Below are 21,458 nucleotides of genomic sequence, written 5' to 3'. Positions count from 1 at the left end.
CCTGCTCCTATAAACCCAAATGCGAACGCAAGGTGCTGCCTGCGTACGACGTGCGGAACAAGCCGCGCCGCTGCAACTCAGGAATCACCAGCTCCAGAAAATCATCCAATCCACCCGGCAGCGCCGGCGCCATGAAGTTAAAGCCGTCGGCCGCGCCCTGCGCAAACCATTCCTGCATGCGGTCCGCCACCAGCTCCGGCGTGCCGACCACGGTGAAGTGACCGCGTCCGCCGGCGATACGTTCGTACAGCTGGCGTATGGTCAGGTTCTCGCCCTGCGCCAGATCGGTCAGCAACTGCTGGCGGCTGCGCTGGCCGTCCTGCGTCTGCGGCAGCTCGGGCAGCGGGCCATCCAGCGGATAGCCGGACAAATCGAAATTGCCGATCATCCGTCCCAGCAGCGCCAGCCCGGCCTTCGGCTCGATCAGCGACTGCAATTGCGCGAACTTGGCATCGGCTTCTTCTTGCGTGCGGCCGACCACCGCAAACAATCCGGGCATGACCTTGACCGCGTCCGGACTGCGGCCCTTGGCGATCACGCGGTCCTTGATATCGCGGTAAAACGCCTGCGCCTTGGCCAGCGTGGGCTGCGCGGTGAACACCACCTCCGCCGTCCCCGCCGCCAGATCGCGCCCGGTCTCCGAGCCGCCGGCCTGCACCACCACCGGCCGTCCCTGCGGACTAGGCGCCACATTCAGCGGCCCCGCCACGGCGAAATGGTCGCCGCGATGATTCAGCGTATGCAGTTTGGCCGGGTCGTAAGGCAGCGTGCCGCGTTTGTCGTTGACGAACGCACCGGGCCCCCAACTATTCCACAGTCCTGTGACAACTTGATGAAATTCCCGCGCCCGCGCATAGCGGTCGGCGTGCGCCACGTGCTGGTCGCGGCCAAAGTTGGCCGCTTCCGCCGCGTTGTCCGACGTGACCAGATTCCAGCCCGCGCGTCCATCCGATAAAAGATCCAGCGACGCGAACTGCCGCGCCACCGTGTAAGGCTCGTTGTAGGTGGTGGTGGCGGTGCCGATCAAGCCGATGTTCTCGGTCGATGCGGCCAGTGCCGACAACAGCGTCAAAGGTTCCAGCGACGGCGCGCCAGTCAGCGCCACGCTGTCGGCGAAGAACACTGCATCCAGGCAGGCCCGCTCCGCGCTGCGCACCTGTTCGCGAAACACCTTGAATGGATTGGATTCCAGATCGGTATCCGGATGCCGCCACGCCGCGACGTGGTGGCCATAACGCATCATGAACGCGGCGATGCTCATCTGCTTAGCCATCAGAACTCCTTGCGGGCGGTGATGCCGAAGTAGCGCTCATCGTCACGCGGCACAGCGCGGGTTACGTAGCCGGTCGAGGTGACCAGGTTGGTGGCGTACGATTTGTTGGCCAGGTTCTTGCCCACCAGCGCAATGCGCCAGCCGCCCACCGGCGACGACAGCGCAATGCCGGCGTTGACAATGCCATACGCGCCCTGGATCGCATCGGCCGACTGGAACAAGTCGTACTGCGTCTTGGCCTGATACGTGTAGTCGGCCGAGAAGTCGACAATGAAGCCGTTCTGCAGCGGCAGCGCGTAGTTGGCGCGGGTGAAGGACTTCCACTTCGGCGAGAACGGCAGCGGCTGGCCATTCAGGTTGCACGACGCGGCCGCAGCGGCCGGGCAGTTGAAGCTGTCGATCTTCGCATCGGTGTAAGCCAGCGACTGGGTCAGCGTCAGCTCGCGGGTAGGACGCGCGTTCAGGTCCAGCTCCACGCCCTTGGTCGAGACATCGCCTGCATTGATCAGGCGCGTGACGACGGCGCCGGCCACGGTGTCGTAGAAGTTGGCCTGGTAGTTGGAATACTTGGTGTCGAAGATGGCGATGTTGGCGGTCAGCTTGCGGTCGAAGGCGCTGGCTTTCAGGCCCAGTTCAAACGAATCCGAAGTCTCCGGTTTCAGCGCCAGCGTGTCGCGGCTCAGCATATTGAAGAAGACGTTGTAGGCTGGTCCCTTGTAACCGCGCGAGTACGTCGCGTAGGTATTAATGTCGCGGGCGATGTCGTATTGCAGGCCGAGGCGACCCGAGTAGCCATCCTTGCTGGTGGAACCGGTGCTTTGCGTGGCTGGTTGTACGCCGGCGAAGGCGACGGTCTGCGTCGAGGTGCGCGCATGGTCGTAGGACAGGTCATCGCGGGTCCAGCGGGCGCCGGCGATGGCGCGCCAGTCGGAAGCGAAGTTCAGCGTGCTCTCGCCGAATAGCGAGTAGCTGTCGTTCTTCACGCCGTAATCCGCGCGTCCCGAGTTGATCGCGGCGCCATTGTTGACGATGCGCTGATACACCTCGCGGTCCTTGCCGTGCAGGTAGTAGGCGCCGACCACGTATTCCGCAAACTGCTCTTTCGGCGAAGCGACGCGCAGCTCTTGCGACGCCTGTTTGAATTCCACCGTGCCGATGTCGCGCGTGGCCGGGAAAGCCGCCGTGATGCGCGCCACTTCAGCCGCATTGCCGATCGCCGATGTGCTGGTGTACTGGGTATTGTCCCAGTCGCGCACCGCCGTAATGGAGGTCAGCGTGTAGCCGTTGAAGCGATAGTCCACTTGCGCCGACAGGCCTTTGTTCTTGTCGCGGATATCGCTAGGAATGTCGGTGTTGACCTGGCGGTTCTCTGCGCCGGCCACCACCGGCGCGATGCCGGCGTTGAAGGCGGCCGCCGTCGATTTGTAGGCGGTGAAGGTCGGCGACGACGTCGAGCGCAGGTAGTCGGCGATCAGCGCGATATCCAGATCCCTGGTCGGCGTGATGTCGACGCGGGCACGCACGCCTTTGCGGTCGTAGCCATTCAGCTTGCCGCCGCCCGCATGGACGTTGTTGATGTTGCCGTCATAGTCCGCATACAGGCCGGTGACCGAAGCGCTGACCACGCCCGGCTGGATGGCGCCGGAGACGCCTGCGCGCACGCGCTTCTCATTACCTTCGTACCAGGAAGCGTCGACAAAGCCGGTGGTCTCCTGCGTCGATTTGCGGCCGATTACATTCAGCACGCCGGACGAAGCGTTCTTGCCGAACAGCGTGCCTTGCGGTCCGCGCAGGATTTCAATGTGTTCGATGTCCAGCAGATCCAGCGTGGCCTGGCCCGGACGCGCATACACCACGCCGTCGATCACGGTCGACACGGTCGGCTCGACGCCCGGCGAGGTGGAGATGGTACCGATACCACGCACGAAGATGGTGGAGTCCTTGTTGCCGCCCTGCTGGCGGAAGGTTACGCTCGGCACTTCCTGCACGATGGTGTCAATGCTGGTGCGGTTGGCGTTGTTCAGCGCATCGCCATCCAGCACGCTGACGGCGACCGGCACCGATTGCAGCGAGGCGTTGCGGCGCGTGGCGTTGACCGTCACGCTGGGCACGGAGGCGCTGTCGTCGCGGCCCTTGAGCGGCGTTGGATCGGTTTCCTCGGCGCCGGCATACGCCGTCGCCACCAGCAAAGCGCCGATGGTCAGCGCGCCAAAAATTTTCTTATTGCTCTTCATGCTGTGATCCCTTGATTTGAAAGCGCGCCTTGCGCCGCTTGTGTCTTATTCGGAAAACCTGCTTTGATCGGTGAAGAACCAGCTTAGTGTGCGACAGCTGCTTCGCTACAATTCAGTGGTACCGGTACCCTTTTTTTAGTGTCGTGGCGAGCCGGTTTGAAGTCAAAGAATTAAAAAAATCATCGATATGTCTTTTCGGAATATGCGTCAATGAGCGAACCAATAGCACCACGAAAACGGCGAGGATCGGGTCGCGCCACCATTCACGACGTGGCCCGGCTGGCGAAGGTCGGATCGATTACCGTGTCGCGCTATTTCAGCGAACCGGGACGGGTGGCGTCCGAACGCAGCGCACGCATTGCCGCGGCGGTGAAGGAACTGGGCTACGTGCCGAACCTGGCGGCGGGCGGACTGGCGTCGTCGCGCGCGCGCATTGTCGGCATGGTGATCCCCAATATCTCCGGGCCGATTTTCGCCAACACCATCCAGACCTTCAGCGATACGCTCAACCGTCACGGCTACCAGCTGCTGCTGGCTTCCAGCTACTTCTCGGCAAAGCAGGAAGAGAGCGCGGTGCGTGCTTTCCTTGGCTGGAATCCGGCCGCGCTGGCGGTGGTGGGACGCTTTCACAACCGCGCCACCGAGAAGCTGCTGACGACGGCCGGCATTCCGGTGGTAGAGACGTGGGACTACCAGCCGCGCCGCAAGCCGATCCAGGTCGGCTACTCCAACAACGTGGTGGGCGAGCAGGCGGCGCGCTATTTGTATGGCAAAGGCTATCGCCGCATCGCTTTCGTACAGAACAGCCTTGCGGGGGACTTGAGCGCGGTGGACCGCAGCGATGGCTATGCGGCGGTGATGCGCGAGCATGGGCTGGAGCCGATCATTTACGCGCCAACGGCGGAGGCGCCGTTTGACGCCGGCAAGCAGGCCATAGAGGCGCTGGTGATTTCGCCCGCGCGCCGCGCGCGGCCGGTCGAGGCGATCATCTTCGCCAACGACAACCTGGCGGCGGGTGCCTTGCTGGCGGGGCAGCGCGCGGGGCTGAAGATTCCGCAGCAGTGCGCGATTGTCGGCTTTGGCGATTACGCTTTCTCGCCGCTGCTGCTGCCTAGCCTGACCACCATCCGTCCGCCGGGGCGGGAGATCGGCGAAATCGCTGCACTGCGCATTCTTGAACAACTGGGCGTGCTGCCCTCCTCGGCCCAGGATTCGCGTCTGAACCTGCTGGCCTGCGAATTGATAGAGCGCGAGAGCGCATAAGGAAAATGATGAAGAAATGGATTTGCTTGTTGCTGGCCCTTCCGCTGTTTACGCAGGCTGCGGAGATCAAGATCGGCTTTCAGAAAAGCGCCGGCTTGCTCAGCATGATGAAGACGCAAGGCGCATCGCTGCCCGGCCACACGATCAAATGGATCGAGTTCCCGGCGGGGCCGCAGATGCTGGAGGCCCTCAACGCCGGTAGCATCGATTTCGGCAGCACCGGCGCGCCGCCGCCGATCTTTGCGCAGGCTGGCGGCGTCGATCTGCTGTATGTGGGCGCCGAGCCGGCGCCGGTCAACAGCGAGGCGATTATCGTGCCGAAGGATTCCAGGCTGCGCACCGTGGCGGAGTTGAAAGGTAAACGCGTGGCGTTCCAGAAGGGCTCCGGCTCGCACTTCCTGCTGGCCTCCGCGTTGCAGAAGGCGGGTTTGAAGATTAGCGACATCACGCCGATCTTCCTGTCGCCATCCGATGCGCGGGCGGCGTTTGTCAGTGGCGGGATTGATGCGTGGGTGGTGTGGGATCCGTATCTGGCATCGGCGCAAAAGGCCTATCAGGCGCGCGTGCTGGCCGACTACACCGGCCTGCCGCTGGCCAACGGCTTCTATCTGGCCTCGCGCAAATTTGCCGAGCAGTCGCCGCAACTGGTGTCGGCCTTGCTGGAGCACGTCAAGGCCACCGGCAAGTGGGCGAGTGAGCACCAGAAGGAAGTCAGCACGCTGCTCACGCAGCAGACCGGCGTGCCGGCCGATATCGTGGCCACATGGATGGGCCGTTCGCGCTTCGGCGCGACGCCGGTAACGCCGGACATCGTCGCCAACCAGCAGCGCGTGGCCGACCTGTTCTACCAGCAGAAGCTGATCCCCAAAGCCGTCAACATCGCCAGCCACGTATGGATCTGGCAACCGAAGTAAGTTTGATGCAGTTAAAACCCTCGCCCGCCGAGCCGCCTACGCTGGCAGCTCAGCCAGCGAGGGCATCATGCAAACCGTCTATCTTGAAACATCAATCATCTGTCATCTGACAGACCCGCCGAGCCCCAATCCCATCACCCGCGCGTGCCAACAGCTAACGCAACTCTGGTGGCACACCCGTTGCGACCCAGCGTACACGTTTGTATCAGACTATATCTACAATGAAATCAACGCCAGTGATCCACTGCGCGTGGTCCAGCGAACTCGGGCAATACAGCATTTGGTTCGACATCCTGCTCACGCAAGAATGGAAAGTATCTGGGAACTTCTGGTTGGTGGGGGCGGTCTAAGCGCAAAGGCAGCAACAGCAGCAGAACATGTTGCTTGCGCGGCATTCTACAACTGCGAGATATTGCTCACCTGGGACTGCGCCAACATTGCAAACGCCCGCAAACTGAAGCTGATGCGAATGTTGCTTAACAACGGTGAGCATACATTTCCGGAACTGGTAACGCCTTTTGAATTAATGGAGAACAGCTATGAAACTGTGTGGCGTCGAAATTCCCCCTGACATCTATATCCCCGATATTGACCCTGAGAGCAAGGCAGAGCTTGATGAATTGCACGAGACTATTATTCTCGAAAGAGAGCAACGAAAGCTGCGCCTTGCGGAATCGCCTATCGCCGACATCATCGCAAAGACGAAAACCGCGCCGCTTCCACCCGACGCAGACAAACCGCTAACTTTTCAGGTCGAAAAGCTGCGGCTGCTGTCACCGTGGGCACGGGCGAGGATTTTGTATGTGATGCGTGATCAAGTCACGTCGTAAGGATCAGGACTTGCAGCCGCAGCTGCCGCTGCCGCAACCGCCGCCGCTGCTTTTCGCTGCGCTTGATGGGCCGGTCAGGGACAGGCCGGTTTCGCGGCCGCTGTCGCCTTCAAAGCCGGAGGCGTGCAGGCGGTCCATATAGGCGTCCCACAGCGCAGCCTTCTCGTTGCCCAGCTTGTACAGGTATTCCCAGGTGAAGATGCCGGTGTTGTGGCCATCCGAGAAGGTCGGCTGCACCGCGTAGTTGCCCACTGGCTCGATGCCGGCGATGTTCACTTCACGCTTGCCGACTTGTAGCACTTCCTGGCCGGGACCATGTCCCATCACCTCGGCCGACGGCGAATATACGCGCAGCAGCTCGAACGGAATCGCAAACGATTTGCCATCGTCAAAATCGATATCCAGCACGCGGGATTTGTTGTGGACCGTCAGGCCGGTAGGGACAGGTTTGCTCATGATGCTTTCACTTTCTCAACAATAGCGGCGCGCAATGCCGGCAACAGCGCGCGACGCGCGGCCAGCACTTCCACCGGCGACGTACGCTCCGCCACAGCCCAGGTCGGGTTAGGGAAATGCGCATCGTCGCGGTAACGCGGGATAACGTGCCAATGCACGTGCGGCGTCATATTACCAAAACTGGCCAGATTAATTTTTTCCGGCGCAAAAACGGCCCGTTGCGCCGACTCCACCGCCCACACCACGTTCATGATGTGCGTGCGGTCTGCCGACGGCAAATCGGTCATTTCCTTGACGTGGGCATTCCATACCACGCGCGTAAAGCCAGGATACTCGGGCTCATCCACCGCGATCACCGACACGCGGTCGTCGGCCCAGATCAGCGCATTGCCCGGCGCTGCCAGTAGCTTGCACAGATCACAGGCCATTACACCAGCACCCGCTCAATGCCGCCGTCGTTGGCGCGTTTTACATAGTCCGCCATCCAGTTCTCGCCCAACAGGTGCTTGGCGATCTCCACCACGATGTAGTCGGCGGTGGTGCCGGCGTCTTCGCTGTAGCGCGACACGCCGCCCAGGCAAGCCGGGCAGCTGGTCAGGATCTTGACTTCGCCGTCGAAACCATCGGCGCGCAGTTTATCCGCGCCCTTGATGACCTCTTCTTCCTTGCGGAAGCGCACCTGCGTCGAAATATCCGGACGCGCCACCATCAAGGTGCCCGAATCGCCGCAGCAGCGGTCGTTCTTCTCGATCTTGACGTTGTCATGCGTCTGGATCAGCGAATTGACGGTCTTGGTGGCTTCCTGCAGCTTCATCGGCGTGTGGCATGGTTCGTGGTACATATAGCGCGTACCGGTCACGCCTTCCAGCTTGACGCCCTTCTCGTTCAGATATTCGTGGATGTCCATGATGCGGCAGCCGGGGAAGATCTTGTCGAACTCATAGGTCGCCAGCTGGTCGTAGCAAGTGCCGCACGACACCAGCACGGTCTTGATGTCCAGATAATTGAGCGTATTGGCCATGCGGTGGAACAGCACGCGGTTATCGGTCATCATTTTGTCGGCCTTGTCGTACTGGCCCGAGCCGCGCTGCGGATAACCGCAGCACAGATAACCTGGCGGCAGCACGGTCTGCACGCCGACTTCCCACAGCATTGCCTGGGTAGCCAGGCCCACTTGCGAGAACAGCCGCTCCGAGCCGCAGCCCGGGAAGTAGAACACCGCTTCCGTATCGGCATTGGTGGCCTTGGGATTGCGGATGATCGGGATCACCTTGTCGTCTTCAATGTCCAGCAGTGCGCGCGCGGTTTTCTTCGGCAGGTTGCCCGGCATCTTCTTGTTGATGAAGTGGATCACCTGTTCGCGCACCTTCGGCTTGCCGACGGTCGGTGGCGGCGCCTTGGTCTGTTTCTTGGCGAATTTCTTCAGCAAGTCATTGCCCAGGCGCTGCGCCTTGTAACCGATGCCAATCATCGCCGCGCGGGTGGCGTTGATGGTGGCCGGGTCGGTGGCGTTCAGGTAGAACATCGCCGCCGCCTTGCCCGGATTGAAGGTCTTCTTGTCCATCTTGCGCAGCAGGTTGCGCATATTCATCGACACGTCACCGAAGTCGATGTCGACCGGACATGGCGTCACGCACTTGTGGCAAACGGTGCAGTGATCCGCCACGTCTTCAAATTCTTCCCAGTGCTTGATCGAAATGCCGCGACGGGTCTGCTCTTCGTACAGGAAGGCTTCGATCAATGACGACGTCGCCAGGATCTTGTCGCGCGGCGAGTACAGCAGGTTGGCGCGCGGCACGTGGGTCGAGCACACCGGCTTGCACTTGCCGCAGCGCAGGCAGTCCTTGATGCTGCTGGCGATCTCGCCGATATCGCTCTGCTGCATGATCAGCGATTCGTGGCCCATCAGGCCGAACGACGGCGTGTAGGCGTTGCGGAGGTCGGCTTCCATGCCGTCCAGGTTCAGCAGCTTGCCCTTGTTGAAGCGGCCTTCCGGATCGACGCGCAGCTTGTAGTCGCGGAATGGACCGATTTCCTCTTCGTTGAGGAACTCCAGCTTGGTGATGCCGATACCGTGCTCGCCCGAGATCACGCCATTCAGCGAACGGGCCAGCGTCATGATGCGCGCCACGGCCTGGTGCGCCAGTTGCAGCATCTCGTAATGATCCGAGTTGACCGGCAAGTTGGTGTGCACATTGCCGTCGCCGGCGTGCATGTGCAGCGCCACGAACACGCGGCCGCGCAGCACGCGCTTGTGGATCGCGGTGGCTTCGTCGAGGATCAGCTTGTACGCGGCGCCGTTGAAGATCTGGCGCAGCTGCGCGCGGATTTCCTGCTTCCACGTGACGCGAATGGTACGGTCCTGCACCACGTCGAACAGCGTGGCGTCCGGCTGCGTTTTCAGGCGTTCTGCAAACACCGGCAGCAGGCGGTCCATGCCGTGGGCGGCCAGCTCGGCGGTGATCGTCACCAGCGGCTGGTCCAGTGCCGCCAGCAGATAGGTCCAGCGGCCGTGCACTTGCGCCAGCAGCGCTTGCGCTTGCTGTTGACGGTCGCCCAGCATTTCGGCGTCGCCGACGCTGTCGTCGGCATCGTCGCTCTTGCCAATCGGCAGATTACCGGCGGCGAAGAAGGCTTGCAGCTCATCGACCAGCTGCAGCTTGTTCTTGATCGACAGCTCGATGTTGATGCGCTCGATGCCGTCGGTGTATTCGCCCATGCGATTCAGCGGAATCACCACGTCTTCATTGATCTTGAACGCGTTGGTGTGCTTGGCGATGGCGGCGGTGCGGGCGCGGTCCAGCCAGAACTTCTTGCGCGATTCCGGGCTGACGGCAACAAAGCCTTCGCCGACGCGGGTATTGGCCAGCCGCACCACTTCCGACGCGGCCAGCGCCACGGCGTTTTCATCGTCGCCGACGATGTCGCCGAACAGCGCCATCTTCGGCAGCACGCCGCGTTTCGATTTGGTGGCGTAGCCGACCGCGCGCAGATAGCGCTCGTCCAGATGCTCCAGGCCGGCTAGGCGCAACGTGGCGAACTCGGCGCCTTTGGCCGGCAGGCCGTCCAGGTAATCCTTGATTTCGACGATCGACGGAATCGCGTCGCGCGCCTGGCCGAAGAACTCCAGGCAGACGGTGCGCGCGAACTTCGGCATCTTGTGCAGAATCCAGCGGCCGGACGTAATCAAACCGTCGCAACCCTCTTTCTGAATGCCCGGCAGGCCGGCCAGGAATTTATCGGTAACGTCCTTGCCCAAGCCTTCCTTGCGGAACACGCTGCCCTTGATTTCCAGGATTTCGGTCTTGAACGGCGCGCCTTTGGCTTCGCCGCGCGCGGTCGGATGGGTCCACTCCAGCTGGAAGCGGGCCAGCGGCGTGTCGTGGATCTTCGACAGGTTGTGGTCGAGGCGCGTGACTTCCAGCCAGTCGCCATTCGGATCGACCATGCGCCACGAGGCCAGGTTGTCGAGCGCCGTGCCCCACAGCACGGCCTTCTTGCCGCCCGCGTTCATGGCGATGTTGCCGCCAATGGTGGACGCGTGCGCCGAGGTCGGATCGACCGCGAACACAAAACCGGCCTTCTCGGCCGCTTCGGAGACTTTATTGGTGATGACGCCGGCGCCGGTGTAGATGGTGGCGTACTCTTTGTCCAGGCCCGGCAGCACTTTCATTTCCACCGCGCCGATGTTGAGCAGCTTCTCGGTGTTGATGACGGCCGACATCGGCGTCAGCGGAATCGCGCCGCCGGTGTAGCCGGTGCCGCCGCCGCGCGGGATGATGGTCAGCCCCAGTTCGATACAGCCTTTGACCAGGCCGGCCATTTCTTCTTCGGTGTCCGGCGTCAGCACCACGAACGGATACTCGACACGCCAGTCGGTCGCATCGGTCACGTGGCTGATGCGCTTCATGCCGTCGAAGCAGATGTTGTGCTTGACGGTGTAGCGGCCCAGCACCTTGTAGGTGCGCTTGCGCAGATCGTAGACTTGCTTGAATTCTTCGCCGAAATCGGCTACCGCTTTGCCGGCGGCGCGCAGCAGCTTGGCGACGTTGGCGCTGCGCATGCGCGCGGCTTCGTCGGTCTGGGCTTCGCTGTCGTCGATGGTCAAGCGGCGCTTGTCCACCTCGGCCAGACGGTGGTGCAGCGCATCGATCAGTTCCTGGCGGCGCTTCGGGTTATCCAGCATATCGTCTTGCAGATATGGATTGCGGCGCACCGCCCAGATATCGCCCAGCACCTCGTACAGCATGCGCGCCGAGCGGCCGGTCTGGCGCGCACCGCGCAGCGTATCCAGCAGCGACCACGATTCCTCGCCCAGCAGCCGGATGACGATCTCGCGATCGGAAAACGACGTGTAGTTATAAGGAATTTCCCGGAGGCGGCTAGCCTCTGGACCGTGGGGCGTCTCCGCCAGCAAAGCTTGGATTTGTGCAGGGGCGTTCATTATGCGATTTGGCTCGATGTGACTCGTAAACAGCAACCGGGAGGATCATTCTAGCCTATTGCGGCGCACCACGCGGGAACAGCCTTAGGCGGCCGAGGGACTCTGGGCAGCGTCAAAACCCGGCAAATATTCGAAAAATCCACGCTATGGCGGCAATAAAATGCCTCGACTGCGAATCAAACTGAATCAAATTTATGCATAAGCTTATGCCGCAAGAGGATAACTTGCACCAAATTAGCCCAGCATTTGTCCGATCCGGTGCCACACGCCGTCCGGCACGTACAACAGCAGCGTGGTCATGGTGAGGTAGCGCAGCAGCTTGCCGATCGCCATGTACGCCACGCTGGGCCAGAACGGCAGCCGCAGCCAGCCGGCCAAGGTGCACAGCGGATCGCCGATGCCGGGCAGCCAGGCCAGCAGCATGGTCTTGGCGCCGTAGCGCTCCAGCCAGTGAAACCAGCGGCTTTTACGTTCTTTTGCAAAGCTCTGCTTGGCCTGCCAGCCAATGTAGTAATCGATGGCGCCGCCCAGCGTGTTGCCGACGGTGGCGACCGCGATCACACTCCAGAACAGTTCCGGATTGGCCTTGATGACGGCAAACACTGCCGGCTCCGAGCCCAGCGGCACCAGCGTCGCCGAGACCAGGCTGATGATGAACACCGACGTCAGCCCCACTTCCGGCGCGGCCAGCACGTGCAGCAACCAGGCAATTGCAGATTCGATCATCGGTTTGTTGGGGATACGGGAAAGGTGCCATTATAATGATCCGCACACCGCACGATTGAACAGTCCGGTCCCAGCCCACCCCGCCAGGACCCGCGCCCCTGCTTCACCCGGTCACCCGCCGGATAGTTAGCATTGCAGCCTCCCTCCGAATCACTTTGCTTGCAGACCATGACGACCGACTATCTGAAGAAAATCCTGACCGCCCGCGTCTACGACGTGGCTGATGAAACCCCGCTGGAACTCGCGCCGACCCTGTCGCAGCGTTTCGAGAACCGAATTTACTTCAAGCGCGAGGACATGCAGAGCGTGTTCAGCTTCAAGATTCGCGGCGCCTACAACAAGATGGCCCACTTGAGCGACGCGCAACGCAAGCGCGGCGTAATTTGCGCCTCGGCCGGCAACCACGCCCAGGGCGTGGCGCTGTCGGCCGCCAAGCTCGGCTGCCGCGCGCTGATCGTGATGCCGACCACCACGCCGCAAGTCAAAATCGACGCCGTCAAGACGCGCGGCGGCGGCGACGTCGAGGTGGTGCTGCACGGCGAGTCCTACACCGATGCCTACAACCACGCGCTGACGCTGGAAAAGGAACAGGCGCTGACCTTCGTCCATCCGTTCGATGATCCCGATGTGATCGCCGGCCAGGGCACCATCGGCATGGAAATCCTGCGCCAGCATTCCGGCCCGATCCACGCCATCTTCGTCGCCATCGGCGGCGGCGGACTGATCTCCGGCGTGGCCGCCTACGTCAAGGCGATCCGGCCCGATATCAAGATCATCGGCGTGCAAACCCTCGATTCCGACGCCATGGCGCGCAGCATCAAGGCCGGCGAACGGGTGACGCTGACCGATGTCGGCCTGTTCTCGGACGGCACCGCAGTGCGCCTGGTGGGCGAGGAAACTTTCCGCCTGACCCAGCTCTACGTCGACGACATCATCATCGTCGACACCGACGCCATCAGCGCCGCCATCAAGGACGTGTTCACCGACACCCGCAGCATTCTGGAGCCGGCCGGCGCGCTGGCCATCGCCGGCGCCAAGGCCTATGTCGAGCGCGCCGCGCTGACCAAGGACCCAATCAAGAATGAAACCCTGATCACCATCGCCTGCGGCGCCAACATGAATTTCGACCGGCTGCGCTTCGTTGCCGAGCGCGCCGAACTGGGCGAAGCGCGCGAGGCGCTGTTTGCCGTCACGCTGCCGGAGCAGCGCGGCAGCTTCAAGCGCCTGTGCCAGCTGGTCGGCGCGCGCAACGTCACCGAATTCACCTACCGCATCAGCGACAAGGATGATGCGCATGTGTTCTGCGGCGTGCAAATCGCCGACCGCAACGAATCCGGTGCGCTGGCCCGCCGCTTCGAGGAGCACGGCTTCAAGGCGCTGGACCTGACCCACGACGAGCTGGCCAAGACCCACTTGCGCCACTTGGTCGGCGGCAAGAGTTCGCTGGCCGACAACGAGTTGCTGTACCGCTTCGAGTTTCCGGAACGTCCGGGCGCGCTGATGCGCTTCCTCGACTCGATGGCGCCGAACTGGAATATCTCGCTGTGCCATTACCGCAGCCAAGGCGGCGACGTCGGCCGCATCGTCATCGGCCTGCAGGTGCCGCCGGACGAGATGAGCGATTTCGCCCAGTTCCTGGCGACGCTGGGCTACCGTTATTGGGATGAAAGCGCCAATCCGGTCTACAAGCTGTTCCTCGGCTGACCCCGCAACCTTCAGTGGCGAAATGCGCTTTGCCGCTGAGGGGTCTGACCCCGGACGGGGTCAGACCCCGCCTGGCGTTGGGGTATGCGCACGGTTGAAAACAGCTCCCCCGCAAACTTAATATAATTGCATTTTATTATGCTATGGTGGGGGAGCCATGTCGACCGAAATGCAGTTTTCCAGCAACTACGCTGATCTCAGCAATTCCTCCGGCGTCGACGCCGGCTTCCAGTTCGAGTTTTACTGCCAGCGCTGCAACGACCGCTGGCGCACCCGTTTCGATCCCTACCGCAGCGGCCAGGCCTCCGGCTGGATGCAGAAAGGCGCAGGCCTGTTCGGCGGCCTGCTGGGCAGCGCCAGCAGCGTGCTCAACGGCGTGGCAGAAGCCGGCTGGCACAGCGCCCGCGACGACGCCTTCACCAAGGCCGTGGCCGACGGCAAGGCCCACTTCAACCGCTGCGGCGATTGCCACCGCTACGTGTGCAGCCCGTGCTTCGACACCGCCAACGGCCTGTGCTTCAATTGCGCACCCAACGTCAACGTCGCCATTACCCAGGCCCGCGCCCAGGGCGAAGTCGAGGCCGCGCGCGAAGCCGCCAACGTCGAAGGCCGCACGCGCGGCGCCCAGCGCCCGGTCACGCAGGCGATGCAGCTGGTGTGCACGCAGTGCCATACCGAAACCCATGGCGCCAAGTTTTGCCCCGAGTGCGGCCACAAGACCGCGCAGCAGGTGGCGTGCAGCCATTGCTCGACCATGCTCGAACCCGGCACCAAGTTTTGCACCGAATGCGGCCAGCGGCAGACCTAGCAGCACGCGTAACAACAGCGCGTTACAATGCGGCTTACTCCATCTTGATTCCACGCACCATGACCAATTCCGCCGACCAGTCCCCGCTGGGGAAAACTTCCGCCTACCGCACCGACTACGCGCCGGAGCTGCTGTTCCCGATTCCGCGCCAGGGCAAGCGCGACGAGCTGGGCTTGTCGGGCACCATGCCGTTCTTCGGCGTCGATATCTGGAACGCCTACGAAATCTCGTGGCTGAACCAGCGCGGCAAGCCGCAGGTGGCGATTGCCCGCATCACCTTCCCGTCCGATTCGCCCAACATCATCGAATCGAAATCGTTCAAGCTGTACCTGAACTCGTTCAACCAGACCAAACTGGATAACGTGGCTGCACTGAAAATCCTGCTGCAGCAAGACTTGTCCGATGCGGCCGGCGCCAGCGTGCACGTCACGCTGACCCAGCCGGAAGAATTCGGCATGATCGGCATGGGCGAACTGGACGGCCTGCTGCTGGACCGGCTCGACATCGATGTCGACAATTACAGCCCGTCGCCGGAGTTGCTGAAGGCCGCGCTGGACGAAGAACCGGTGGAAGAAAAACTCGTCTCGCACCTGCTGAAATCGAACTGCCTGGTGACCGGCCAGCCGGACTGGGCCAGCGTACAGATCCACTACAGCGGCCCACAGATCGAACAGGAAAGCCTGCTGAAATACCTGATCGGCTTCCGCGAGCACAACGAATTCCACGAGCAGTGCGTCGAGCGCATCTTTGTCGACATCCTGCGCCAGTGCCAGCCGCAGCAACTGGCCGTGTACGCGCGCTACACCCGTCGCGGCGGGCTGGACATCAATCCCTGGCGCAGCAACTTCAGCACCGCGCAGAAGCCGCCCAACCTGCGCGGCGCCCGCCAGTAATCAGCCAGGCAGCGTGAAATCAGGCGTATGATGTGATCTATAACGCCTGTTGCCACGCTGTTTAATTTGCTCTGGCGCGAAAACGACAAAAAACGGCAAAACGCCTCCGCCTCTGGCGAAAAACCGGCATTTTTCCGGATTTGTAAGCAGAAATAGCGATTCATTACTTTGGTGCATTTTTACCAGTGGATGGCAGGCGCCGTGACGGGCGCAAACGCAACGTCGCGGCAATCGATTTCATGTTACATGGCGCCGAAACCAGCCTATAATTCCGCTCGCATGCCACCCTTGTGCGGTGCAACATTACATTCGTACTATGAATAACCTGAGCAAAATACTCTCTCTGGAGAACGTGCTGCTGGATTTGGAAGTCTCCAGTAAAAAGCGCGCTTTCGAGCAAGCTGGCCTGATCTTTGAAAACAACTGCGGCATCGCCCGCTCTACCGTCTCGGACAATCTGTTCGCGCGGGAGCGGCTCGGCTCGACGGGCCTGGGCCATGGCGTCGCCGTGCCGCATGGCCGCATCAAGGGCATGAAGAGCCTGAAGACGCCGCTGGCCGCCTTCGTGCGCCTGGCCGAGCCGATTCCGTTCGAGTCGCCGGACGGCAAGCCAGTCAACCTGCTGTTCTTCCTGCTGATTCCGGACCATGTGACCCAGCAGCATCTGGAGATCCTGTCCGAGATCGCCGAGATGTTCTCGGACGACGCCTTCCGCGTGGCGCTGAGCACGGACAACGATCCGAAATCGGTCCATTCGCGCATCATCAACTGGCTGCCCAGCCTGCAAGCCGCTGGCTGACGTCGGACAATAGGTTAAACTAAGGACAGTTCAACCTATTCGATAAAGACGCCCCATGCTGCAAACTCCGCTGACGATACAAAGGCTTTACGACGACAATCGCGAGAGTTTGCAGCTCGGCTGGTTCGCCGGTTTTCCTGGCGGCGAGCGCCTGATCTCCGGCGACGTCGCCTCGGCCGCCGACCAGGTTGGCCACTTGAACACCATCCACCCGGGACGCATCCAGGTCTTCGGGCATCAGGAAATCAACTATTACCAGCGGCTGAAGTCGCTGACGCGCGCGCACGTCATCGGCGAGCTGATCGCTGGCGGCCCGCCGGCGCTGATCATCGCCCAAGGGCTGGAAACGCCGCCCGATATTCTTGCCATCTGCGACGAGAAAAACATCCCGCTGTTCTCGACGCCACTGCCGGCGGCGCAGGTGATCGACTTCCTGCGCGTGTACCTGTCCAAGAAGCTGGCGCAGCGCATCATCATGCATGGCGTGTTCATGGACGTGCTGGGCGTGGGCGTGCTGATCACCGGCGACTCCGGCCTCGGCAAGAGCGAGTTGGGCCTGGAGCTGATTTCGCGTTCGCACGGGCTGGTGGCCGATGATGCGGTCGAGTTCTCGCGCATCGCACCAAACATGATCGAAGGCCGCTGCCCAGCGCTGCTGCAGAATCTGCTGGAAGTGCGCGGGCTGGGCCTGCTGGACATCAAGGCCATCTTCGGCGAGACGGCGGTGCGCCGCAAGATGCGGCTGAAGCTGATCGTGCACCTGGTGCGCCGTGGCGCGGCCGACGAGGAAGTCGAACGCCTGCCTTTCCAGTTCCCGACCGAAGACGTGCTGGGCTTGCCGATACGCAAGGTGGTGATCCCGGTGGCTGCCGGCCGAAACATCGCGGTGCTGCTGGAGGCCGCCGTGCGCAACACCATCCTACAACTACGCGGTATCGATACGCTGCAAGAATTCATGGAACGCCAGAGACAGGCGATGAGTGGCGACTAAGGAGATGCGCCTTGCAAGGCGCATCCGTTTCGCAGGCGCGGGGCGATGCCCCACGAAGTCCCTGCTGCACCGCCAGAGACAGGCGATGAGTGGCGACTAAGGAGATGCGCCTTGCAAAGCGCATCCGTTTCGCAGGCGCGGGGCGATGCCCCACGAAGTCCCTGCTGCACCGCCAGAGACAGGCAATGAGCGGCGACTAGCCTGCGATGGTATCATCGGGGACTATGCGCATCGTCCTCATTACTGGTATCTCCGGTTCCGGCAAATCCGTGGCCCTCAACGTCCTGGAAGACACAGGACACTATTGCGTCGACAACCTGCCGCCCGCCCTGCTGTCCCAGCTGGTCAAGACCCTGACCGAAGAGGGCTTGCAGGCGCTGGCCGTGGCGGTAGACGCGCGCAGTGCCGAGTCACTGGCCTCGCTGCCGGGTGATGTACAGCGCCTGCGCGAGGACGGCCACGACGTCAAGGTCATGTTCCTGACCGCCAACACCCACTCGCTGGTGGCGCGCTTTTCCGAAACGCGCCGTAGCCATCCGCTGTCGCACGAACTGCGTCCGGGTCAGAACCCAACCGCGCGCCGCACGCTGATCGAATGCATCATGGAAGAGCGCGAGCGGCTGTCGGCCATCGAACAGCTGGGCCATGTGCTCGACACATCCGAGCTGAGCGCCAACAAACTGCGCGCCTGGGTCAAGGACCTGGTGCTGACCGAACATGCGCCGCTGACGTTGTTCTTTGAATCGTTCGCCTTCAAGCTGGGCGTGCCGATGGATGCGGATTTCGTATTCGACGTGCGCGCGCTGCCGAATCCCTACTACGACCTGGCGCTGCGGCCACTGACCGGCCGCGATGCACCGGTGATCGACTTCCTCGACGCCCAGCCGAGCGCCGGCGAGATGCTGAACGATATCCGCGCGTTTGTGGAGAAATGGCTGCCGTCCTTCAAGACCGACAACCGCAGCTACCTGACCGTGGCGCTGGGCTGCACCGGCGGCCAGCACCGCTCCGTCTACATGGCCGAAAAGCTGGCCGCCTACTTCAGCGCCAACGAGCGCGTCGTCCTGCGCCACCGCGAACAGTAAAGATCCATGTCAAAACGCCGTCGTAGTGACTAAACTACGATGGTGGGATGACAGAGATCATCCAAACCAAGACGTTTCAGCGATGGTTTAATAAGCTGAAAGACTCTCGTTCCAGAGCGGCTATCGCTGAGCGCATTATGCGACTGGCGCAGGGTTTCGCCCACGATGTAAAGCCCGTTGATGAAGGCATAAGCGAACTTCGAGTCCACTTAGGGCCGGGCTACCGCATTTATTTTCTGCAACAGAGAAACGCTTTGGTGGTTCTTCTCTGTGGCGGAGATAAAGGCTCACAAAAACGAGACATACAGACTGCAAAGCGACTTGCTCAACAATGGAGGGAAAAGCAATGACTGAGACTTTTCACCCTTTCGATCCCGCCGAAGCTCTTAATAGTGCTGAGAGTATTCGTTTTTTCTTGGTCGCCGCTTTTGAAGTAGCAGATCCGGACTACACCACAGCTGTATTGCAACTTGTGGCACGCGCTAAAGGCCTCGCGGAACTAGCTGACACTCACGGTTACTCGCGAGAGCAAATCTCAACGGCTCTCAGCTCCCCGGACAATCTGACGTCTCCCCTCACACTTGCCGTCCTTGATCAACTCGGTTTGGAACTGCCTTCGTATCATAATCTTCGCAGCGGGTGGGCGTAGTCTGGCCAGACTGGCTGGAAGAAGCGTTGCACCATCTCTGATGTGACTTCCGCCAGGGTGGCGGGTTGCCATTGCGGGGCGTTGTCTTTGTCGATCACCAGCGCGCGCACGCCTTCGATCACTTCGCCGTTTTCAAAGTTGTGGCGCACCAGCGTGCGTTCCATGCGCAGGCAGCCGGCCACATCCAGTGCGGCGCCGCGCTTGATCAGCTCGTGCGTGACGGACATCATCAACGGCGAGCGCGTCGTCATCACTTGCAGTGTCTTCGCCGCGAATTCGCTGCTGTCGGCTTGCAGCGAGGCGATGATGGCGGGCACGGAGCCGGCGCTGAAGTGCTGGTCGATGGCGGCGCGGTCGGCAGCCAGTGCACTGGCGCCGGCGTCATGCGCGGCGGCGTAGGTGGCGATGGCGTCGCGCAATTGGGCGCCTGGCGTGGCAGCCAGCAGCTTCTCCAGTTCGGCACGGTCCGCCAGCGGCGCGTAGTGGTCGGCCAGGCCGGCGTACAGCGCGTCGGCGGCGTTGATCGTTACACCCGTCACGCCCAGGTAGTACCCCAGCGCTCCCGGCGCACGCGACAGGAAATAGCTGCCGCCCACGTCCGGAAACAGGCCGATGTTCACTTCCGGCATCGCCATCTTGGTCTTGTCGGTGACGATGCGCACGCCGCCCTGCGCGATGCCCATGCCGCCGCCCATCACCACGCCGTCCATCAAGGCGATGTAGGGCTTGGGATAAAAATGGACTAAATGATTTAGCGAATATTCCTCGGTAAAGAAATCTTCCAGCAGCGCACTGCCGCCCTGCGGCGTTGCGCGGCCGACGTCATGGAAAAAGCGGATGTCGCCACCCGCGCAGAACGCTTTCTCGCTGCTGCTGCGCACCAGCACGGCGGCGACGCTGTCGTCATCGCGCCAGCAACGCAGCGCGCGCGTGATCGCGCGCACCATCTCCAGCGACAAAGAGTTGAGGGCCTTGGGCCGGTCCAGCACGATCAAGCCGGTGCCGTTGCTAACACTGGTGTGGATATATTCGCTCATGCGAACTATTCTACTTCAGATGCTCCAGCGGGTTGGGCACGTCCAGCGCGCCACCCAGACGCGGCTGCCACAGCGGCTTCCCGGCGGCGGGCGCGGCCTTGCCCTCGTGGCGGTTGTACACCAGCGTCACCTCGCGGCTGCCGACCGGTTCCTGCTCCACGCCGGTGATGCGCGCGATACCGGAAGGATCGGCCGATGCCGCCACGGTAAAGTTCACCACCTTGTCCAGCCGCGCATCGTGCAGGTCCAGAATCGAAGCCATCATCACCAGCGGCGTGACGGCAAACACGTGATAGTGCAAGGCCTTGCCAGCGCGCTCCATCTCGGCCGGCAGCGAACCGTCCGCCGCCACCTGCGACATCGCATGCGCAAACACCTTGCGGCCCCAGTCGAGGTAGCGGACATCGCCGGTGACGCCGCCTACCGCAGTCACCGCCAGACCTTCCCAATAGTAGTGATTGTTGCGGCCGCCCTTCTTGGTGTCCGAATGCGCCATGGTGGCGTTGGCCAGGGCCTTGAACCAGCTTTCGATGACGGCGCGCTGCACCGGCGTCGCCTGTGTCTGCACGCGTGCGTAATTCAGCGCCAAGCCGCCCAGCGTCCACTTGCGTACGTAGTAGGCCTGTTCGCTGGACAGCTTGCCCAGCATAGCCTTCTGCTCACCCCAGCTGGCCAGCCAGGACACCGCACAGGCCGCATCGCCGCCGGCATTGGCATCCTTGGCCACATGCGCCAGGAAATCTTCGATCGGCTTGGTGTTGGCGATATTTTTGGCGCGCAGGACCGGATCGATCACCGAGTGATGCGCATCCGAGTAATAGCTGTTGGCGTCGATGTCGATGCGGGCCGGCGGCGGTGTATCGCACGCGGCAGCGGCAACGTGACCGGCCAGCGCCAGCACGAAGAATGAAGTTAAACGTTTAACCATATGTCTCCAATAAAGGGCGCTCTGGGCGCCCTTTGTTTGTCATGCTGTGGTCGCTTAATCAGGCGGCGGCAGCGGTTTCGTAGCTGTCCGGATCGGGCATGTGCTTGATCGCATCGCGATCATGGCCCTGGACTTTGGCTTTGTATTTCATGACCTGCCGATCCAGCTTATCGATCAGCGTATCGATGGCGGCGTACAGGTCTTGCGACAGGCTCTCCACGTAGACGGTCTTGCCGGACATACGCAGGTTGATTTCAGCCTTCTGGCGTTTCTCTTTCTCTTTAAGGTTATCTACGGTCAGGATGACAGCAATATCAATCACTTGATCAAAGTGGCGGGTGACCCGCTCCAGCTTGTTCTGTACGTACTCGCGAATCGCTGCGGTCACTTCGAGATGATGTCCACTGATGGTGAGATTCATACA

General features: G+C 61.8%; 21 protein-coding genes. 12 read left to right on the top strand and 9 right to left on the bottom strand.

The genetic code is table 11. The annotated features are described in order from the left end of the window. Positions 1–7: 7 nt before the first annotated feature. Together HH213_RS13720 and HH213_RS13715 are read right to left on the bottom strand one after the other, a co-directional pair. On the bottom strand, positions 8–1,273 hold the full coding sequence (locus tag HH213_RS13720) for an LLM class flavin-dependent oxidoreductase (RefSeq protein ID WP_169112576.1): 1,266 nt from the start codon (positions 1,271–1,273) through the stop codon (positions 8–10). After that, entirely contained in the window at positions 1,273–3,507 is a 2,235-nt protein-coding gene (locus tag HH213_RS13715) for a TonB-dependent receptor (RefSeq protein ID WP_169112575.1), read from the bottom strand. The genes HH213_RS13720 and HH213_RS13715 overlap by 1 nt, the downstream gene beginning before the upstream one ends. A 210-nt stretch (positions 3,508–3,717) precedes the next feature. Here HH213_RS13715 and HH213_RS13710 point away from each other — a divergent pair, with 210 nt between their 5' ends. The 4 genes from HH213_RS13710 to HH213_RS13695 all read left to right on the top strand — a co-directional run bounded on the left by HH213_RS13710 (position 3,718) and on the right by HH213_RS13695 (position 6,514). Further along, positions 3,718–4,770, top strand: coding sequence for a LacI family DNA-binding transcriptional regulator (locus HH213_RS13710; protein WP_169112574.1), 1,053 nt, complete (start codon positions 3,718–3,720; stop codon positions 4,768–4,770). Positions 4,771–4,778: 8 nt separating this feature from the next. Further along, positions 4,779–5,684: a sulfonate ABC transporter substrate-binding protein gene (locus tag HH213_RS13705; protein ID WP_169115161.1), complete on the top strand. Its 906-nt coding sequence runs from the start codon at positions 4,779–4,781 to the stop codon at positions 5,682–5,684. Positions 5,685–5,751: 67 nt separating this feature from the next. Further along, a complete protein-coding gene (locus HH213_RS13700) occupies positions 5,752–6,255 on the top strand; it encodes a PIN domain-containing protein (RefSeq protein WP_169112573.1) in 504 nt (167 codons plus the stop codon). Then, positions 6,224–6,514: a hypothetical protein gene (locus HH213_RS13695; protein ID WP_169112572.1), complete on the top strand. Its 291-nt coding sequence runs from the start codon at positions 6,224–6,226 to the stop codon at positions 6,512–6,514. The genes HH213_RS13700 and HH213_RS13695 overlap by 32 nt, the downstream gene beginning before the upstream one ends. Before the next feature lie 3 nt (positions 6,515–6,517). On the opposite strand, the gene HH213_RS13690 is transcribed toward HH213_RS13695, so the two are convergent. The 4 genes from HH213_RS13690 to HH213_RS13675 all read right to left on the bottom strand — a co-directional run bounded on the left by HH213_RS13690 (position 6,518) and on the right by HH213_RS13675 (position 12,140). Next, the gene (locus tag HH213_RS13690; RefSeq protein ID WP_169112571.1) at positions 6,518–6,970 is read right to left on the bottom strand and encodes a gamma-butyrobetaine hydroxylase family protein; all 453 of its coding nucleotides are present in this window, start codon (positions 6,968–6,970) and stop codon (positions 6,518–6,520) included. Next, positions 6,967–7,398: an HIT family protein gene (locus HH213_RS13685; RefSeq protein ID WP_169112570.1), complete on the bottom strand. Its 432-nt coding sequence runs from the start codon at positions 7,396–7,398 to the stop codon at positions 6,967–6,969. The genes HH213_RS13690 and HH213_RS13685 overlap by 4 nt, the downstream gene beginning before the upstream one ends. Then, positions 7,398–11,414: a DUF3683 domain-containing protein gene (locus HH213_RS13680; protein ID WP_169112569.1), complete on the bottom strand. Its 4,017-nt coding sequence runs from the start codon at positions 11,412–11,414 to the stop codon at positions 7,398–7,400. The genes HH213_RS13685 and HH213_RS13680 overlap by 1 nt, the downstream gene beginning before the upstream one ends. Positions 11,415–11,648: 234 nt before the next feature. Further along, entirely contained in the window at positions 11,649–12,140 is a 492-nt protein-coding gene (locus HH213_RS13675) for a YqaA family protein (RefSeq protein WP_169112568.1), read from the bottom strand. 168 nt (positions 12,141–12,308) lie between these two features. Between HH213_RS13675 and ilvA the strand changes: the two genes are divergently transcribed. From ilvA to HH213_RS30675, 8 genes are all read left to right on the top strand, one after another. After that, on the top strand, positions 12,309–13,844 hold the full coding sequence (ilvA, locus tag HH213_RS13670; RefSeq protein WP_169112567.1) for a threonine ammonia-lyase, biosynthetic: 1,536 nt from the start codon (positions 12,309–12,311) through the stop codon (positions 13,842–13,844). A 157-nt stretch (positions 13,845–14,001) separates the two neighbouring features. Next, positions 14,002–14,652 carry a zinc ribbon domain-containing protein gene (locus tag HH213_RS13665; RefSeq protein ID WP_169112566.1) on the top strand — a complete coding sequence of 217 codons (651 nt, stop codon included), beginning with the start codon at positions 14,002–14,004 and terminating at the stop codon, positions 14,650–14,652. Positions 14,653–14,711: 59 nt separating this feature from the next. Then, entirely contained in the window at positions 14,712–15,545 is an 834-nt protein-coding gene (gene queF / locus HH213_RS13660) for an NADPH-dependent 7-cyano-7-deazaguanine reductase QueF (protein WP_169112565.1), read from the top strand. A gap of 316 nt (positions 15,546–15,861) precedes the next feature. Further along, positions 15,862–16,344 (top strand): PTS sugar transporter subunit IIA, encoded by a 483-nt coding sequence (locus tag HH213_RS13655; RefSeq protein WP_110846460.1) that lies wholly within the window; start codon positions 15,862–15,864, stop codon positions 16,342–16,344. 55 nt (positions 16,345–16,399) lie between these two features. Then, positions 16,400–17,335, top strand: coding sequence for an HPr(Ser) kinase/phosphatase (hprK, locus tag HH213_RS13650; protein ID WP_008444515.1), 936 nt, complete (start codon positions 16,400–16,402; stop codon positions 17,333–17,335). 224 nt (positions 17,336–17,559) lie between these two features. After that, positions 17,560–18,420, top strand: a complete 861-nt coding sequence (rapZ, locus tag HH213_RS13645; protein ID WP_110846459.1) for an RNase adapter RapZ — start codon at positions 17,560–17,562, stop codon at positions 18,418–18,420. Positions 18,421–18,467: 47 nt separating this feature from the next. Beyond that, on the top strand, positions 18,468–18,770 hold the full coding sequence (locus HH213_RS13640) for a type II toxin-antitoxin system RelE/ParE family toxin (protein ID WP_169112564.1): 303 nt from the start codon (positions 18,468–18,470) through the stop codon (positions 18,768–18,770). Next, a complete protein-coding gene (locus HH213_RS30675; protein WP_371875701.1) occupies positions 18,752–19,069 on the top strand; it encodes an addiction module antidote protein in 318 nt (105 codons plus the stop codon). The genes HH213_RS13640 and HH213_RS30675 overlap by 19 nt, the downstream gene beginning before the upstream one ends. Here the strand turns inward: HH213_RS30675 and HH213_RS13630 are convergent. The 3 genes from HH213_RS13630 to hpf are packed head-to-tail and all read right to left on the bottom strand — an operon-like array spanning position 19,042 to position 21,455. After that, positions 19,042–20,106 (bottom strand): enoyl-CoA hydratase/isomerase family protein, encoded by a 1,065-nt coding sequence (locus HH213_RS13630; protein WP_169112562.1) that lies wholly within the window; start codon positions 20,104–20,106, stop codon positions 19,042–19,044. The two genes, HH213_RS30675 and HH213_RS13630, sit on opposite strands and share 28 nt — an antisense overlap. Positions 20,107–20,116: 10 nt before the next feature. After that, a complete protein-coding gene (locus tag HH213_RS13625) occupies positions 20,117–21,034 on the bottom strand; it encodes an alginate lyase family protein (protein WP_169112561.1) in 918 nt (305 codons plus the stop codon). Between the two features lie 58 nt (positions 21,035–21,092). After that, positions 21,093–21,455 (bottom strand): ribosome hibernation-promoting factor, HPF/YfiA family, encoded by a 363-nt coding sequence (gene hpf, locus HH213_RS13620; protein ID WP_110846456.1) that lies wholly within the window; start codon positions 21,453–21,455, stop codon positions 21,093–21,095. Between the last annotated feature and the right edge of the window lie 3 nt (positions 21,456–21,458).

Origin of the sequence: Duganella dendranthematis (assembly GCF_012849375.1) — a bacterium.
GTDB classification, from domain to species: domain Bacteria; phylum Pseudomonadota; class Gammaproteobacteria; order Burkholderiales; family Burkholderiaceae_D; genus Rugamonas; species Rugamonas dendranthematis.
The sequence above is the reverse complement of the archived record's forward strand: the minus strand, read 5'-3'. Positions and strand labels throughout refer to the sequence as shown.

Coding starts and splice junctions, on each gene's coding strand:
- HH213_RS13720 (WP_169112576.1), bottom strand. CDS start 1,273: ATGGCTAAGCAGATGAGCATCGCCGCGTTCATGATGCGTTATGGCCAC.
- HH213_RS13715 (WP_169112575.1), bottom strand. CDS start 3,507: ATGAAGAGCAATAAGAAAATTTTTGGCGCGCTGACCATCGGCGCTTTG.
- HH213_RS13710 (WP_169112574.1), top strand. CDS start 3,718: ATGAGCGAACCAATAGCACCACGAAAACGGCGAGGATCGGGTCGCGCC.
- HH213_RS13705 (WP_169115161.1), top strand. CDS start 4,779: ATGAAGAAATGGATTTGCTTGTTGCTGGCCCTTCCGCTGTTTACGCAG.
- HH213_RS13700 (WP_169112573.1), top strand. CDS start 5,752: ATGCAAACCGTCTATCTTGAAACATCAATCATCTGTCATCTGACAGAC.
- HH213_RS13695 (WP_169112572.1), top strand. CDS start 6,224: ATGAAACTGTGTGGCGTCGAAATTCCCCCTGACATCTATATCCCCGAT.
- HH213_RS13690 (WP_169112571.1), bottom strand. CDS start 6,970: ATGAGCAAACCTGTCCCTACCGGCCTGACGGTCCACAACAAATCCCGC.
- HH213_RS13685 (WP_169112570.1), bottom strand. CDS start 7,398: ATGGCCTGTGATCTGTGCAAGCTACTGGCAGCGCCGGGCAATGCGCTG.
- HH213_RS13680 (WP_169112569.1), bottom strand. CDS start 11,414: ATGAACGCCCCTGCACAAATCCAAGCTTTGCTGGCGGAGACGCCCCAC.
- HH213_RS13675 (WP_169112568.1), bottom strand. CDS start 12,140: ATGATCGAATCTGCAATTGCCTGGTTGCTGCACGTGCTGGCCGCGCCG.
- ilvA (WP_169112567.1), top strand. CDS start 12,309: ATGACGACCGACTATCTGAAGAAAATCCTGACCGCCCGCGTCTACGAC.
- HH213_RS13665 (WP_169112566.1), top strand. CDS start 14,002: ATGTCGACCGAAATGCAGTTTTCCAGCAACTACGCTGATCTCAGCAAT.
- queF (WP_169112565.1), top strand. CDS start 14,712: ATGACCAATTCCGCCGACCAGTCCCCGCTGGGGAAAACTTCCGCCTAC.
- HH213_RS13655 (WP_110846460.1), top strand. CDS start 15,862: ATGAATAACCTGAGCAAAATACTCTCTCTGGAGAACGTGCTGCTGGAT.
- hprK (WP_008444515.1), top strand. CDS start 16,400: ATGCTGCAAACTCCGCTGACGATACAAAGGCTTTACGACGACAATCGC.
- rapZ (WP_110846459.1), top strand. CDS start 17,560: ATGCGCATCGTCCTCATTACTGGTATCTCCGGTTCCGGCAAATCCGTG.
- HH213_RS13640 (WP_169112564.1), top strand. CDS start 18,468: ATGACAGAGATCATCCAAACCAAGACGTTTCAGCGATGGTTTAATAAG.
- HH213_RS30675 (WP_371875701.1), top strand. CDS start 18,752: ATGGAGGGAAAAGCAATGACTGAGACTTTTCACCCTTTCGATCCCGCC.
- HH213_RS13630 (WP_169112562.1), bottom strand. CDS start 20,106: ATGAGCGAATATATCCACACCAGTGTTAGCAACGGCACCGGCTTGATC.
- HH213_RS13625 (WP_169112561.1), bottom strand. CDS start 21,034: ATGGTTAAACGTTTAACTTCATTCTTCGTGCTGGCGCTGGCCGGTCAC.
- hpf (WP_110846456.1), bottom strand. CDS start 21,455: ATGAATCTCACCATCAGTGGACATCATCTCGAAGTGACCGCAGCGATT.